18 protein-coding genes and 3 tRNA genes are annotated in these 13,394 nt (G+C 33.1%); 13 read left to right on the top strand and 8 right to left on the bottom strand.

All coding sequences use genetic code 11. The annotated features are described in order from the left end of the window. Nucleotides 1-3 precede the first annotated feature (3 nt). The 11 genes from CM19_RS08480 (at nt 4) to CM19_RS08425 (ending at nt 7,179) form a co-directional block, all read left to right on the top strand. Nucleotides 4-597 (top strand): 50S ribosomal protein L18, encoded by a 594-nt coding sequence (locus CM19_RS08480; protein WP_048100065.1) that lies wholly within the window; start codon nt 4-6, stop codon nt 595-597. Further along, nucleotides 590-1,234 (top strand): 30S ribosomal protein S5, encoded by a 645-nt coding sequence (locus tag CM19_RS08475; RefSeq protein WP_048100020.1) that lies wholly within the window; start codon nt 590-592, stop codon nt 1,232-1,234. Before CM19_RS08480 ends, CM19_RS08475 begins: the two co-directional genes overlap by 8 nt. Nucleotides 1,235-1,239: 5 nt before the next feature. After that, nucleotides 1,240-1,710 (top strand): 50S ribosomal protein L30, encoded by a 471-nt coding sequence (locus tag CM19_RS08470; RefSeq protein WP_048100064.1) that lies wholly within the window; start codon nt 1,240-1,242, stop codon nt 1,708-1,710. Beyond that, entirely contained in the window at nt 1,710-2,144 is a 435-nt protein-coding gene (locus CM19_RS08465; protein ID WP_048100019.1) for an uL15 family ribosomal protein, read from the top strand. The genes CM19_RS08470 and CM19_RS08465 overlap by 1 nt, the downstream gene beginning before the upstream one ends. A gap of 16 nt (nt 2,145-2,160) precedes the next feature. Further along, complete coding sequence (secY, locus tag CM19_RS08460; RefSeq protein ID WP_048100018.1) at nt 2,161-3,555, top strand: preprotein translocase subunit SecY; 1,395 nt, start codon at nt 2,161-2,163, stop codon at nt 3,553-3,555. A gap of 3 nt (nt 3,556-3,558) precedes the next feature. Beyond that, a complete protein-coding gene (locus tag CM19_RS08455; protein ID WP_048100017.1) occupies nt 3,559-4,146 on the top strand; it encodes an adenylate kinase in 588 nt (195 codons plus the stop codon). Nucleotides 4,147-4,632: 486 nt separating this feature from the next. Then, nucleotides 4,633-4,896 carry a 50S ribosomal protein L34e gene (locus CM19_RS08445; protein WP_048100015.1) on the top strand — a complete coding sequence of 88 codons (264 nt, stop codon included), beginning with the start codon at nt 4,633-4,635 and terminating at the stop codon, nt 4,894-4,896. After that, nucleotides 4,893-5,414, top strand: coding sequence for a (d)CMP kinase (gene cmk, locus CM19_RS08440; protein ID WP_048100014.1), 522 nt, complete (start codon nt 4,893-4,895; stop codon nt 5,412-5,414). Before CM19_RS08445 ends, cmk begins: the two co-directional genes overlap by 4 nt. Nucleotides 5,415-5,465: 51 nt before the next feature. After that, nucleotides 5,466-5,702 carry a DNA import protein CedA1 gene (cedA1, locus tag CM19_RS08435; RefSeq protein ID WP_048100013.1) on the top strand — a complete coding sequence of 79 codons (237 nt, stop codon included), beginning with the start codon at nt 5,466-5,468 and terminating at the stop codon, nt 5,700-5,702. Beyond that, nucleotides 5,702-6,487 carry a DNA import protein CedA gene (cedA, locus tag CM19_RS08430; protein WP_048100012.1) on the top strand — a complete coding sequence of 262 codons (786 nt, stop codon included), beginning with the start codon at nt 5,702-5,704 and terminating at the stop codon, nt 6,485-6,487. The genes cedA1 and cedA overlap by 1 nt, the downstream gene beginning before the upstream one ends. A 272-nt stretch (nt 6,488-6,759) precedes the next feature. Next, on the top strand, nt 6,760-7,179 hold the full coding sequence (locus tag CM19_RS08425; RefSeq protein ID WP_048100011.1) for an archease: 420 nt from the start codon (nt 6,760-6,762) through the stop codon (nt 7,177-7,179). Nucleotides 7,180-7,197: 18 nt separating this feature from the next. Here CM19_RS08425 and CM19_RS08420 read toward each other — a convergent pair whose 3' ends face one another. Further along, nucleotides 7,198-7,521 (bottom strand): hypothetical protein, encoded by a 324-nt coding sequence (locus tag CM19_RS08420; protein ID WP_048100010.1) that lies wholly within the window; start codon nt 7,519-7,521, stop codon nt 7,198-7,200. A 124-nt stretch (nt 7,522-7,645) separates the two neighbouring features. Here CM19_RS08420 and CM19_RS08415 point away from each other — a divergent pair. Beyond that, nucleotides 7,646-7,719 (top strand) — tRNA-Phe (locus tag CM19_RS08415). 314 nt (nt 7,720-8,033) lie between these two features. On the opposite strand, the gene CM19_RS08410 is transcribed toward CM19_RS08415, so the two are convergent. The 3 genes from CM19_RS08410 to coaBC all read right to left on the bottom strand — a co-directional run bounded on the left by CM19_RS08410 (nt 8,034) and on the right by coaBC (nt 9,692). After that, a tRNA-Asp gene (locus CM19_RS08410) sits at nt 8,034-8,108 on the bottom strand. A gap of 273 nt (nt 8,109-8,381) precedes the next feature. Then, nucleotides 8,382-8,455: transfer RNA gene (locus CM19_RS08405), tRNA-His, on the bottom strand. A 10-nt stretch (nt 8,456-8,465) separates the two neighbouring features. Then, nucleotides 8,466-9,692 carry a bifunctional phosphopantothenoylcysteine decarboxylase/phosphopantothenate--cysteine ligase CoaBC gene (gene coaBC, locus CM19_RS08400; RefSeq protein ID WP_048100009.1) on the bottom strand — a complete coding sequence of 409 codons (1,227 nt, stop codon included), beginning with the start codon at nt 9,690-9,692 and terminating at the stop codon, nt 8,466-8,468. 47 nt (nt 9,693-9,739) lie between these two features. Here coaBC and rimI point away from each other — a divergent pair, with 47 nt between their 5' ends. After that, on the top strand, nt 9,740-10,240 hold the full coding sequence (gene rimI, locus CM19_RS08395) for a ribosomal protein S18-alanine N-acetyltransferase (protein ID WP_048100008.1): 501 nt from the start codon (nt 9,740-9,742) through the stop codon (nt 10,238-10,240). Here rimI and CM19_RS08390 read toward each other — a convergent pair. From CM19_RS08390 to CM19_RS08375, 4 genes are read right to left on the bottom strand one after another with little or no spacing between them, the layout of a single operon-like run. Then, entirely contained in the window at nt 10,220-10,705 is a 486-nt protein-coding gene (locus CM19_RS08390) for a hypothetical protein (RefSeq protein ID WP_048100007.1), read from the bottom strand. The genes rimI and CM19_RS08390 overlap by 21 nt on opposite strands. Next, nucleotides 10,647-11,543 carry a triphosphoribosyl-dephospho-CoA synthase gene (locus tag CM19_RS08385; RefSeq protein WP_048100063.1) on the bottom strand — a complete coding sequence of 299 codons (897 nt, stop codon included), beginning with the start codon at nt 11,541-11,543 and terminating at the stop codon, nt 10,647-10,649. Before CM19_RS08385 ends, CM19_RS08390 begins: the two co-directional genes overlap by 59 nt. Then, nucleotides 11,518-12,396, bottom strand: a complete 879-nt coding sequence (locus CM19_RS08380) for a nucleotidyltransferase domain-containing protein (protein ID WP_235185657.1) — start codon at nt 12,394-12,396, stop codon at nt 11,518-11,520. The genes CM19_RS08385 and CM19_RS08380 overlap by 26 nt, the downstream gene beginning before the upstream one ends. Next, nucleotides 12,375-13,277 (bottom strand): DUF1464 family protein, encoded by a 903-nt coding sequence (locus CM19_RS08375; RefSeq protein WP_048100005.1) that lies wholly within the window; start codon nt 13,275-13,277, stop codon nt 12,375-12,377. Before CM19_RS08375 ends, CM19_RS08380 begins: the two co-directional genes overlap by 22 nt. Nucleotides 13,278-13,394 lie beyond the last annotated feature (117 nt).

Raw genomic sequence — 13,394 nt, 5'->3', positions numbered from 1 at the left:
ATTATGGGTTTAGGTCCAAATTATAAGCTAAAATTTGAGAGAAGGAATGAAGGGAAGACAAATTATTACAGAAGATATACGTATGTGATGTCTAGAGCAAGAAGGCTTGTAGTTAGAATAACAAATAATTATGGGATAGTTTCTGTGATAGATTTTGATCCTGCCGGAGATAAGACTTTAGTATCAGCTCATTCTATAGAATTGCAGAAGAAATATGGTTGGAAAGGCGATACTAACAACACTCCAGCATTATATCTAACAGGTTATTTAGCAGGGATAAGAGCTAAAAATAAAGGAATAACATCTGCTGTGTTGGATATAGGTTTATTTACTCCAACGAGCGGTGCTAGGATTTTCTATGCTGCTAAGGGCGCTATAGACGCAGGTTTAGATATACCTATAGGAGATGTAGGTATCGATGAGTCAAGACTAAAAGGTGAACATATATCTAATTATGCTCAAAAATTAGAGAAGGAGAATCCTGAAATGTTTTCCAGAGTATTTTCAAAGTACATACAAAGAGGTTTAAATCCAAAAGATCTTCCATCACATTTTAGTGAAGTTTTAAGCAAAATGAAAGGTGAGAAGAATGGCTGAAGAGGTTCCTGTATCAAATATTGAGGAATGGAAGCCAAGAACTAAAGTAGGACAGTTAGTCAAAGAAGGGAAAATTACATCAATAAAGGAAATATTTGAGAAGAATTTATCTATAAACGAGCCAGAGATAATAGACGCTTTACTTCCTAATCTAAAGTATGAGGTAGTTGATATAAAAATGGTTCAGAAGCAAACTGATGCCGGTGAGTTATCAAGGTATAAGGTACTAGTAATCATGGGCAATTATGACGGTTATATTGGAATTGGAAAGGGGAAAGCTAAGCAGTTAAGGGTTGCTATTCAGAAGGCTGTAAGAGACGCGAAGATGAAGATAATACCAGTAAGAAGAGGTTGTGGTAGTTGGGAATGTACTTGTGGTGAACCTCATAGTTTACCATTTTCTGTCTCTGGAATGGCTGGAAGTGTAAAGGTTGAACTTAGGCCAGCTCCTAAAGGAACTGGTTTAGTAGTAGGTGGAGTACTTAAAGTGTTGCTTAATTATGCGGGTATTAAGGATATTTGGTCTTTTAGTAATGGTGAAACACGAACTACGGAGAATTTCATTGATGCTGGATATATGGCTCTTTATAATACATATAGGTTTGTTACTCCTATAGATTGGGCAAGGAAAAGGTGATGCTAATGTCAAGCTCAGTTGTAATAATTAGATTAAGAGGGAGAGCTGGAGGAGATTGGAGAATAGAGCAGACTTTAGGGCTATTAAGGCTAAATAGACGTTATTCTGCAATGGTATATCCATATAGCGAAGAAATTAAAGGTATGATAAGAAAAGTAGAGGCATATATTACCTGGGGCGAGTTGGACGAAGAAGGCATTGATATGTTGCTGAATAGAATGAAAACTAGAGAAGGAAAGAAGATAGATGATGAAACACTGAAGATCAATTTAAACATGAATATTGATGATTTTAAGCAAAAGATTGTATCTGGGGAATTAAGAATCAATAAATATTCAAAGTTATTTAATTTACCAATATCCTTGCATCCACCAAGAGAAGGGTTCTATGGAAAAGTAAGCGTTCACTTCAAAAATGGTGGAGAATATGGTTACAGGGGTTCGTATATAAAAGAACTTTTGAGGAGGATGGTATAATGGTAGTAAGAAGAGAGAAGAAAACTAGGAAATTCCGTGGTCATAGAAATATGGGCTGGGGAACAAAAGGGCAGCATCGTGATCGTGGTTCAGAGGGAGGAAGGCAAATTGGCATGCATAAGCATAAATGGTCTTGGATTGTTAAGTATGGAAAAGGTTGGTATGGTAAGCATGGTTTCGTAAATCCAACAACTAAAGTTGTTAGCTCAATATCTATACAACAATTAGCTCAAATGCTTGAGTCTGGTAAATTAAAAGCTGAGGTTAAAGATGGTAAAAAAATGGTAAATCTGAAGGAGATGGGATATCAAAAACTTTTGGGATCTGGAAAAATAAATGAGCCTATAGTTGTTGTTGTAGATTATTGTACAGATAAGGCAAAGGGGAAAATAGAGAAAAACGGTGGAGAAGTTATTTTAACCACAAATAAGTAACTCTTTTTGAGCTTTTATGTCGTTTACCGACTTTCTAGCATCATTAGGCCAATATTTACCTGCAGTAGCTAAGCCTACGCAAAAGCCTAATTTAAGTCAGAAATTAATGTGGTCGATAATTGCTGTTGTTATATATTTAGTTATGGCTTCAGTGCCTTTGTATGGTGTTACAAGTAGTTCAATATTAGGGAATTTTTTACAAGAAGAAGTTATTTTTGCCTCAACGGCCGGCACATTAGCGCAGTTAGGTATAGGTCCTATAATAACTGCTGGTTTGATAATGCAAATCTTAGTTGGTTCTAAATTATTAAATATAGATTTAAACACAGAGGAAAGTAAGGCCAAATTTACTGAAGCACAAAAAGGTCTCGCATTTCTGTTTATTCTAGTAGAATCATTTCTCTTTGGATATGTTCTAACAAGAGGAGGCAGCTCAGCCGGAAGTCCATTAGATCTAGGGCTTATAGTTGCTGGTCAATTAGTTCTTGCAACATTTATAATTTTGCTATTAGATGAGATGATCCAAAAAGGTTGGGGACTTGGATCTGGTGTTAGCTTATTTATATTGGCAGGTGTTATGAAAATTATATTTTGGTATATGTTTGGTGTAGTAACAGTAAGTTCTCAAGACTTGCCTGTAGGATTCTTCCCAAATCTTATCTCAATTTTGGTTTCTCATGGTAATGTTTTATCTATTGTTGTGAACACTACTAAAGTATTCGAACCTGATTTAGTTGGTTTAATAACAACTATATCTTTAATAATTCTTATAGTATATCTTACATCAATAAATATACAGATACCAGTTACTTCGCAAAAGCTAAGGGGAATAAGAAGAACGATCCCTCTTAACTTCTTATATGTTAGTAGCATACCAGTAATATTTGTAAGCGTACTAGGGGCTGATATACAACTATTTTCATCTATGGCATCTTATGTATCTCCATCTGTATCTGGAATTTTAAGTGCGATAGAGTCAGCCTTTATATATCCACCTGCAAATATTCCTCACAGCGTTTATGCTGTAGTTTTAGATCCATTAGGTGCAGTTGAATATAGTATAGTCTTCATTGTGCTTGGTATATTGTTTGGATTGGTCTGGGTCGAAGTAGCTGGATTAGATCCTGCAACACAGGCAAAGAACCTTGTGGAGGCTGGTATTGAGATACCAGGGATGAGAAGCAATACAAAAATAATTGAAGGACTTTTGGCAAAGTATATTTATCCATTGGCATTCTTTAGTTCTGTTATAGTTAGTGTAATAGCCGTAGGAGCAACTATATTAGGTGTATATGGAACTGGAGTCGGTATACTTTTAGCTGTTACGATAGCTATGCAATATTATAGTTTATTAGCATATGAGAGATCATTAGAGATGTATCCTCTATTAAAGAGAATAGTGGGTGAGTAAAGAATGAAAATAGGTATTGTAACTGGAATACCAGGAGTAGGTAAAACAACTGTATTATCTAAAGTATCTGAGATACTAAAGGAGAATAAAGTTCGATTCAAGATAATGAATTATGGTGATTATATGTTAAATTCTGCATTGCAAGGACAATATGTAAGTAATAGGGACGAAATGAGAAAACTTCCATTATCAACTCAAAGAGAACTTCAACTAATAGCTGCAAAGAAGATTGTTGAAGAAAGTATAACTCTTGGAGAGGAGGGTATAGCCTTTGTAGATACTCACGCGATAATAAAAACTCCATCAGGATATCTGCCAGGTTTACCAAGACATATAGTAGAAATATTGTCACCTAGGGTTATATTTCTATTAGAAAGTGATCCACAAAATATTATAAATAGGCAATCTAAAGATAGGGAAAGAATCAGATCAGATTATAATGATATAAATGTAATCTCTGAAACAATGGACTTTGCAAGATATGCCGCAGTAGCTTCTGCAGTATTGGTAGGGGCATCAGTTAAAGTAGTTAATAATAGGGAAGGAGATCCATCTATAGCGGCTAAAGAGATCATATCTTCTATGTCGTAGATCTCTATGCAGATAGATATATTTTTGATTATTTTAATATCTTTTTTATCTAATATGTTGATTTTTCTTGTATATAAGGCTTTTCTAGGGAAAAAAATAGAATCTATTCTTGTTAAATTGAGAGAATATGATGAACGACTAAATAAAATTTCTTCTTCAAAAAGAAGAGAAAGAATATATAATAAAGTTTCTAAGCAAATAAAATCGTATAATTCGAGTCTTTACTTCTATTCCATGTTACAATCAATTCTTCTAATAGTAATTTACATGATCGATCTTTATATCGTGATAAGTCATTTTCAAGTTAATTTATATTTACCATTTGAAATACCAATATTGACTTTAACAAAGAATGGACAGCACTTATTGTTAGGAAGTACTCTTATTCTTTTTATTCTATCATTTGTTTTATTTACTCCTTTATCTTTAAGGCGCCCGAAGGTTATATAAACTTCCAGTTAAATTCAGAAAAGGAAGTGGAGATACATGCCTAAGCCATTCCTTAGATCTAATTCCTTTAGAAAAATAAAAGTAAGACTTCCTTCTGGAAAAACTATAGTACATTATGAGAGGAAAAGGAATGGAGTAGCTCATTGTGCAATTTGTCATAAGCCTCTTAGAGCAGTACCTACAAATCAAGTAAATAAGTATTCTAGAAAGGAGAAGAGACCTGAAAGACAATATGGAGGTTATCTTTGCCATAAATGCTTAGAAGAATTGATAAAACTTTCCATGAGAGGTACTTCATGATTTTAACTATAAGCGGACCATCAGGAAGTGGTAAAACTACAATAGCGAAGATTGTTAGTAAAAAATTCAATCTCAGATATATATCAGGTGGTGAGTTTTTTAGATCTTTAGCTTTAAAAGAAAGCAAAGATATCATCCAGTTTAATAGAGAGGCTGAAAAGTTATTCAATATTGATAAATTAATTGATTCAAAAATGCTAGAAGAAGCCTTAAAGGGAGATGTTGTCATTGAGTCCCATATTGCTGGATGGATCCTTAAAGGTATAGCCGACTATTCGATTTATTTATGGGCGCCACTTGAAGAGAGGGCAAAAAGAATAGCATCTAGAGATAGACTTACTTATAGTGACGCGATAGAAAAAATTATAGAAAGAGAGCAAAGCCATCATATAAGATTTTGGAAGTATTACGGTATAGATATTTTTGATGAATCAGTTTTTGATCTAGTAATTAATACACAGGGAAAGTCACCTGAGATGATAATTAATCTGATTTCCATGTATATACGTAATGATTAATTTTGATTACCTCACTCCTCTTTAAGTTCTTATCTAATTTTGGTGCATATAATGTCAGGAATAGAAACTCTTGTACAATCATTAACTACGCAGATAACCGCTACAGCATGGTCAGTGTTTATATTATCGTGGGCAATAGGATGGGCAATCAGAGGATCTCCCATACCTATATTTAGACTTAAAAGGGAAGGACAGACAATAATTGAGGACGCAATTATGGCTGCGTTCTGGTTGGCTATTGGAACTACTGTGTTTAGCTTAATTTCATACTTGGCAGGTGAAATTTAGTGTACAGTCCAGGCTATTTTCTTTTCATTTCATCAAGTTTAGCTAGTTTGACTTACTTTATAGGTACTTTGATTATGGGCCTTCCATTACCTGTTTATGGAGTTAAGAAGTGGGGCACTAAACTCATTCTTGATGGAATTTACGCAACAGTTCTAATAAATATTTATGCATTAATAATTTACGCCAGTCAATATATAGGTTCAATACTGGGTGCTAGTTGGCCTAATTTTTTCTCATGGCTATACCAGATACTTCAAGTTCAGATTACAGTATCTACACTCGTTAAAACAGCATATGTAGCGGCTTCGTTTTCTGATGATCCTGGATTAAGTATTTTAATGGCACCGTTAATGTCCTTATTTTCATTATTATCAGGTTTAATAGCTGTCGTCGAGACAATAATAATATTATCCTATGTAGTTTATGATTATTCAGGAGTATTTATAGCAATAGGAATTTTATTTATATCTTTACCTTTTAGAATAGGAAGAGCGATTGGTGGTGCGTTAATAGGATTTTCGATTGTGTTTTATATCGGATTGCCTTATTTACCCAGATTTCTCTCTCAACTTGGAGTTAATATTTTGATTAATGGAGTTCCATCAAATACTAATGCCGGAGGTTTAGTGAATTCTATGGCAACTCAAGTAGTACCTATTTACGTCGAAGGAATACTTGTAATGCCTAGCGCTTATTTAGTTATACTTAGTGGGTTAGCGCTGGGATTAGGCTCAGCGATAAGTGGGAGCTCGGCCAGATTGCCTTTTCCAATAGAGATATTCTAGTGAGAAGTATGAAAAGCAAAGATCTAATGTCAATCTTAATTTTATTAAATTCTTTGATGGTATATGGATTAACAAAAAACTTTCTATTTTTAGCTATTGGAACGAGTATCGCTATTGGACTGAATGTTGCAGTTTATGTTATTTCGAAGAGGACTGAGGAGCAGTAGTCTTTTTTTCCTTCTTAATTTCTTTTGTCATGAATAGAGTTGTCTTCTGTCTTCCACCCATATGTAATCAATAGAGTTTAAAATTAATAGCCTTAAAATCTTTTGATGAAAAAATTCGAGTTTGTTGATAATACAGCTGATGTGGGTATAAGAGCTTTTGGAAATAGTTTAAATGAAGCTTTTGAAAATGCGGCTCTCGCAATGTTTGAAGTTATGACTGATACGCAAAAAGTTAGCCCTAAAGAGAAAAGAGAGATTAATGTAGATGGAATAGACTTGGAAAACTTGTTATACAGATGGCTTGAGGCATTACTGGTCTTTTATGATTCAGAACTATTATTATTTAGTAAATTTAAAGTAAATATAAACCAGGACTTGATGAGCTTAAATGCAACTGTATGGGGAGAAAAATTTGACAGTCGAAAGCATGAGAAAAGAACTCTCGTTAAGGCAATAACATATAGCCAGATGAGTATAAAAAAAACCGATAATGAATATATTCTGGAATTTGTTGTGGATATATAGTCCAATAATCCTAGAATTCTAGGTATTTATGATAGTATTTATTATAGTGTTAATATCTTCGTTTAAATTAACTATTTTAAATTTATATGGTATATTTTTATTATCACAGAAATTTACCGGTGATAATAGAACTATTCTTTCAAATGGTAATAGATCCAATCTAGAGAAAATATTTGTGAAAGCCGAATAAGTATAACACTCATTCTTCCAATCAAATCCTAAGATAGAAGTATGAAGTAATTCAGGAAAAATAAACGTATCAGTATATTGGCTTAATTTTTCCTTGATTTTCTCTAAAACATTTTTATTTGATTGATTAATTAAGCATAAAAGTACTTTCATTGTAGGGACCTCTGGAGACTCTATTTCATAGAGTCCCTAAAAAGGGTTCTTAATAGAGTGTCGCCTGGTCCCCATTATAAATAGGTTACGAAAAATTTAAGTTTGTATTGTATCATCTTTATATGCCACCGTAGCTCAGCTCGGGAGAGCGCCCGGCTGAAGACCGGGCTGTCCGGGGTTCAAGTCCCCGCGGTGGCATAATTAGCTTGTATTTCTCTCATCTTTCAATCTATAGTGAGTTTTGATAATATCAGTGAAATAATATGTAAGTTTATCTATTATAGATTATTATTTCCAAATTATAAAGATAGTATTACTTGCTTTTTCTGTAAAATTTGGTCGACATATTTATAGGTATTGTGATAGATAAGTTGTCTCTCCTCTAGACCTGCAAATAATATTCTAAAGTCAAATATTTTCCTGTATGTTAACTTAATTATTAATATCTGAATATGCCTACAAATTACTTAAAATCTTTTGTAATTTAGATCACTAAAATGCCCGGTCACGCACGCCGCAGCCGGGATTTGAACCCGGGTCAAGGGCTCGACAGGCCCTCATCCTAGACCGGGCTAGACTACTGCGGCACTATGATTTTTTTCCTTCTGATATTTAAAGTTTGCCAGGGATAACGTAAAGATGAAAATTTTTTTGAGCATTGAATATGTTTTCCAGATTAATGATTTAAATAATATTAATATCTGTAATATAGTAGTCAACTCTTCTATAGTTTATTTGGGATTATAATGAACTTATAAAATATAACATTTAATGCATTTTTCTTTTTTAATTTACTTTATTTATATATTTTCAATGTTATCGAATAATTTAAACTAAAGATCTTGAGATTCTCGAAAATGGGCTCGGGCCGGGGTTTGAACCCGGGACCGCTGGGTCCACAGCCCAGCGCTCTCCCAAGCTGAGCTACCCGAGCCAAATATGGATTATGCGAACTCTTTTTTAAACTCTTCCTTTAAATAATCTAGGATTTTCCTTGAAATTTCTGATTTATATGATTTAGGAATTTTCTCTATAGAATCTTTACTAATAATTATAACCTCATTTTTATTCGATGAAAATCCTATATCTTTTCGTGATACATTATTAGCTATTATTATATTAAATCCGTGTTTTTCTTTCTTTATTTTTGCTTTTTCTATAAGTTGTTGATCATTTTCTGCTGTCTCTGCTGAAAAACCAATAATAAATGCCTTTCCTCTAATAACACTTGATATTTTAGGCGTTAATTCGAGTTCTAATTTTGGAATATTAGAATGTGTATTAATTTTTTCTGTAAAATATCTATTAAATTTAAAATCAGCAGGGGCTCCAGCCAATATGGCAATTCTATATCCTCTTTCGACATTTGTCAAAACAGCATCAGCCATTTGCTCTGTTGTTTCCACTGCTATGCTCTTTGATACAAAAGGTTTAACTTCCGTAGATATAGGTCCATGGATAAGTATTACATCTGCACCTCTAGCTTCCGCCTCGTTTGCTATCGCCACTCCCATTTTTCCACTACTTGGATTCGATATAAATCTTACAGGATCCATGTATTCCCTTGTTGGACCTGCAGTCACTATGATCTTCATTCCCTTTAGATCTTTTCCCCTTAATACGTAAGGTATAATTCTTGATATCAAATACTCAAGATCAGGGTAATGAGCTAAATCATTAACAATGCTTGGTTCAATTATCTCTATGAAATCTTTAAGTTTTTGAATACTATCTCTAACCTGAGGTGATTCATACATTGGGAGATGCATTGCTGGTACTAATATTATTGGTTTCTTTTTTCCGATAAAATTGAGAGCTGTCGCTAGAAGTGCATTATCAGCCATGCCATACGCCATCTTTGTTATTATATTGGCTGTTGCTGGTGCTATGATTAAAGCATTGAATTCTTCGCTTAATTCAACATGTTCTATACCTCCAGTAAGATGCGTTATTACCTCATTACCCGTAGCCCACTTAAAAACATCAGGTGAAATCAGTTTACTTGCACTTTTTGTCATTATGACTTTAACATCTGCACCTCTTCTCATCAGTTCTCTACATAGATCAATGGTCTTATATAACGATATACTACTAGAAACACCTAAAAGTAATTTATAACCTTCTAGTTCGGACGAAATAGATGAAATTATTTTTCTTGAAGGATGGACCATAAGTTCCTCAAAATGTATTTAAATATGTAGTTATAAAGTGTCACATTATGGAGCAAAGTACAGATAAATCGAGGGAGTATGAGTTACGCAATGTAAGGTTAGATGATATAGATCAAATAATTAGAATCAATCGATTAACCCTTCCAGAAAATTATCCATATTATTTCTTTGTCGAACATGCAAAAGAGTATTGGAAAGCATTTTTTGTTGCTGAATATAATAACCAAGTCGTAGGCTATATTATGCCTAGGATTGAAGTAGGATTTAGTAATATCAGAACAATTCCTTCTCTAATTAGAAAGGGTCACGTAGTTTCTATTGCAGTTCTTGATGAATTTAGGAATAAGGGTATAGGTACTAGTCTACTTAAATCATCATTAAAAAGCATGAAAGAAGATTATGGAGCAGAGGAAGTGTATCTAGAAGTTAGAGTTAGTAATTATTCTGCGATTTCATTATATGAGAAGTTGAATTTTAGGAAAATAAAGAATTTATCTCATTACTATGCTGATGGCGAAGATGCCTATCTAATGGCTTGCCCACTTTAATATGATTTCCTCTTTATCTGGAATATATACTGCATAATAGCCAGCCTTAAATGAGCCTATTGAGATAACTGTAGTCTTACCTAGATTATATGTACATTGTCTATCTGAATGTCCATGAATAACAATTTTTGGCGAATTCTTTAATATTATAGATCTAATTTCATCATTTTTTACTTTAACGTTTAGAATTGAAGTATTTACCTCTGGAGGGAAATGAGTTATGTGAATTCCTGTAGAAAAATCTGTTGATAGGTTCAAGTATTTTCCTTCAATTAATCTCTTATTAGTCTTTAAATATTTCATAATATATACACTTTCCATCTCGCCTAAAATCCCCATAAAATTACTAATATATTGGGGACACTCTACATCTCCTAAACCTACTACAGCATCAAATTTTAGGTTATTAATATACTCTATCGCATCCATGTCGCAAGGGAAATTTGTTACTAACCCTACTTTCATATATTCCTTCAAGGAGATATAATGCTATACCAGATGCTATTATATCTGCTGTCGATCCTGGATTTGCTTTCTTGCTTATTAAAAAACTATTAAGCTCTGCTAATTCATTTTCAGTAGGACAATCAGAGAATTTTGATACCATTGTGGATATAGAAAGCGCTAATCTAGCTCCTTGTTTTCTTAGAATTAGACCGTCTGGTAGTTGAGAAAGGATCTTTATAAAAGCTTTTTGTATATCTTTAGCGAATCCGCATTTTTTCTGTTTTATAATTTCATATACAATAACTGAGTATTTATAATGTTCGAGCATATTTTTAGCTACACTATCAGTGGTTGATGATTCTTGAAGGATCCTAAGAAGACTAACGTTATTTAATTCTCTGTAATCCATTGAACTTCTTTTACCTAAGTAACTGGGAGATAGAATCCTTAATGCAGAGAGAAACCATCTACCATCGTTATCATCTAAGCTTAGAACAACCTGTGATACTTTTTCAATAAGTGAATTAATATCATAGGAATTAGTAAAAGAATATGCTATAGGTATTAACATTAAACTCGTTCCGAAAATTGAATATTTTATTCCGAGTAAATTAGATTCTAAAATAGAATTATATAATGTATCATAGATAGGTTTCTTAGATGTTGATCCTCTAACGCATACTTCCTTATAGGAAGGAAAAGTAACTAATGCAGATTCTAATATAGATTGGAAATTTACAGAGTCTATATCTTGAACTCTTGAAGCATTTCCAGGTTTTGGTATAATACTTTCGATTATTGATGCTCTAGAAAGCGATATGGAAGCTAGATCACAGAGGTAATATATATCCTCCAATTTTCTTATCACCTACTAATATGCTATATTCTTCATCACATTTCATGAGTACTCCCTTCACTTTAACTTTCCTCTTACCGTACATTATAATATTATATATACCTTCATAGGAAACTATTTTAGCTTCTATGTTAGTCGAAGTAAAGCTAGCTATTGATGGATAAAATAAGGCATTTACATCACCTTCTAAATCTCCCGTATCTCTAAATTCGCCTAATGGTGTACAAACTTTTTCACAGTATTTTCTAGGTTTCTCATCAACAAAGAGAAAAGAGTACTTTATTCCTCTAAAAATTCCTCTTGTCCTTTTATCGTAAATTTTTTTTGCCATATCTATAGGAATGGAGTAATCTTTACTAGCTTGTATTGGCCAACTTGTATCTGGCTCATAGCCTTCGAAATTGGATATAAATTCCTCAGCGCTTTTACTTCCATAAATTACTATATCAATATCTGAATCCTTATGCTGAATACCAATTAATACTGAACCTGTAACACCAAAATTTAATATACCTAGATCGCCATATATTTGTATTATTTTTTCCTCAATTCCATCTCTAGGCGATCTTTTGAGCAACTCTCTTGCAAATTCTTCAGGTTTAAGGTGAATAAGAATTCTTGACTTGAGCAAAATTGGAAAGGAGGCTCCATAACAAGGTTCTTCATTAAAATCTTGAGATGATTGAGCTAAATTTATTGCTCCATATTGTTTAAGATTTCTTTCATAGCCTTTCCATAATCCTTTTCCACTGAAAATATATTTCTTTAAAGCAAAAATATATCCAGGAGGATTGAAATTTGTATAAACTAAATAAACATTATTATCTCGGTCTATAACAATGTCTTTGTCCAAGAAATAACTTCTTCCCATCCCTTTAATTTCACGTAATTTATTGGTTCTCCACTACTATTAAGCATATCAGCAAATTTTCTTAATTCTCCTCCACCTATCGCATTTGCTATGAATGAAGCACCTACTGCTGCTTCCTTAAATTTAAAGTTCATTTTTTCTCCAAATGAAATTTCATCTTTGCTTGGACCAGAAATTATTATTTTGAGTTTATATTTTTCGCTATACCATTCTGCTATAATTCTAATGATCTCTATCGCTCTTCTCTTGTTACTTCCATTATATATAGTTTCCTTTGAAATTTTGGAATATTTTTGTAGCAGATACACAATCTCTCCATCAATCGAACCAGGTGAAATAATTCCAGGAACTTCTGTTCCTCCAAATCCATCTATTATTTTCCCATCTTTAACTATGATTATTGCTGAAAAATGCCTTCCCATTTCTACTAAGACAAAGTTATCGTACATAGTTCTATAGAAAAAAGCTGTAGATACCTTATCTGCAGTTCCCATATCTATTCGATTAATTTTCCTAAATTCAGGAACAGATTCCAACTCTATCACTGATGGTATAGTAATTCCCGGTAAGATTTTAGAAGATTTCAGAAATTCCCTTAAATTTCCTTCTTTTTCCGGATTAGATAAGGTTAATAGAAAGATCTCTCTATTATTGAGGTCTCTAGCTTTTATGAAAGGTAAACCATGCCCTGAAGGAAGAGCTATTAATGATGGTCTAAAATTAGCTAGATATTTTGTAAGTCTAAAGGAGTCATGTAAAATAAGATCAGATGGTATCTCAAAGTATTTTACTATTCTTCCTAGTTCATCACATACGGCAAACGCATAGCTTTCAGACCCGGGATCAACTCCAGCAAAAAGCATAGTAAACATATTAACTTCAAGGTTTAATATTCACTAGATGATGATACAAATCTAAAAGAACTGTGATTCATGTGGGCAGCCACTGAACTAAATAACTTATAAATTAGTATACATTCG

Origin of the sequence: Candidatus Acidianus copahuensis, assembly GCF_000632495.1 — an archaeon.
Classification (GTDB): Archaea; Thermoproteota; Thermoprotei_A; order Sulfolobales; family Sulfolobaceae; genus Acidianus; species Acidianus copahuensis.
The sequence above is the reverse complement of the archived record's forward strand: the minus strand, read 5'-3'. Positions and strand labels throughout refer to the sequence as shown.

What these genes read in the sequence shown, in the direction of transcription:
- CM19_RS08480 (WP_048100065.1), top strand. Translation starts at nt 4, where the DNA reads ATGGGTTTAGGTCCAAATTATAAGCTAAAATTTGAGAGAAGGAATGAA.
- CM19_RS08475 (WP_048100020.1), top strand. Translation starts at nt 590, where the DNA reads ATGGCTGAAGAGGTTCCTGTATCAAATATTGAGGAATGGAAGCCAAGA.
- CM19_RS08470 (WP_048100064.1), top strand. Translation starts at nt 1,240, where the DNA reads ATGTCAAGCTCAGTTGTAATAATTAGATTAAGAGGGAGAGCTGGAGGA.
- CM19_RS08465 (WP_048100019.1), top strand. Translation starts at nt 1,710, where the DNA reads ATGGTAGTAAGAAGAGAGAAGAAAACTAGGAAATTCCGTGGTCATAGA.
- secY (WP_048100018.1), top strand. Translation starts at nt 2,161, where the DNA reads ATGTCGTTTACCGACTTTCTAGCATCATTAGGCCAATATTTACCTGCA.
- CM19_RS08455 (WP_048100017.1), top strand. Translation starts at nt 3,559, where the DNA reads ATGAAAATAGGTATTGTAACTGGAATACCAGGAGTAGGTAAAACAACT.
- CM19_RS08445 (WP_048100015.1), top strand. Translation starts at nt 4,633, where the DNA reads ATGCCTAAGCCATTCCTTAGATCTAATTCCTTTAGAAAAATAAAAGTA.
- cmk (WP_048100014.1), top strand. Translation starts at nt 4,893, where the DNA reads ATGATTTTAACTATAAGCGGACCATCAGGAAGTGGTAAAACTACAATA.
- cedA1 (WP_048100013.1), top strand. Translation starts at nt 5,466, where the DNA reads ATGTCAGGAATAGAAACTCTTGTACAATCATTAACTACGCAGATAACC.
- CM19_RS08425 (WP_048100011.1), top strand. Translation starts at nt 6,760, where the DNA reads ATGAAAAAATTCGAGTTTGTTGATAATACAGCTGATGTGGGTATAAGA.
- CM19_RS08420 (WP_048100010.1), bottom strand. Translation starts at nt 7,521, where the DNA reads ATGAAAGTACTTTTATGCTTAATTAATCAATCAAATAAAAATGTTTTA.
- coaBC (WP_048100009.1), bottom strand. Translation starts at nt 9,692, where the DNA reads ATGGTCCATCCTTCAAGAAAAATAATTTCATCTATTTCGTCCGAACTA.
- rimI (WP_048100008.1), top strand. Translation starts at nt 9,740, where the DNA reads ATGGAGCAAAGTACAGATAAATCGAGGGAGTATGAGTTACGCAATGTA.
- CM19_RS08390 (WP_048100007.1), bottom strand. Translation starts at nt 10,705, where the DNA reads ATGAAAGTAGGGTTAGTAACAAATTTCCCTTGCGACATGGATGCGATA.
- CM19_RS08375 (WP_048100005.1), bottom strand. Translation starts at nt 13,277, where the DNA reads ATGCTTTTTGCTGGAGTTGATCCCGGGTCTGAAAGCTATGCGTTTGCC.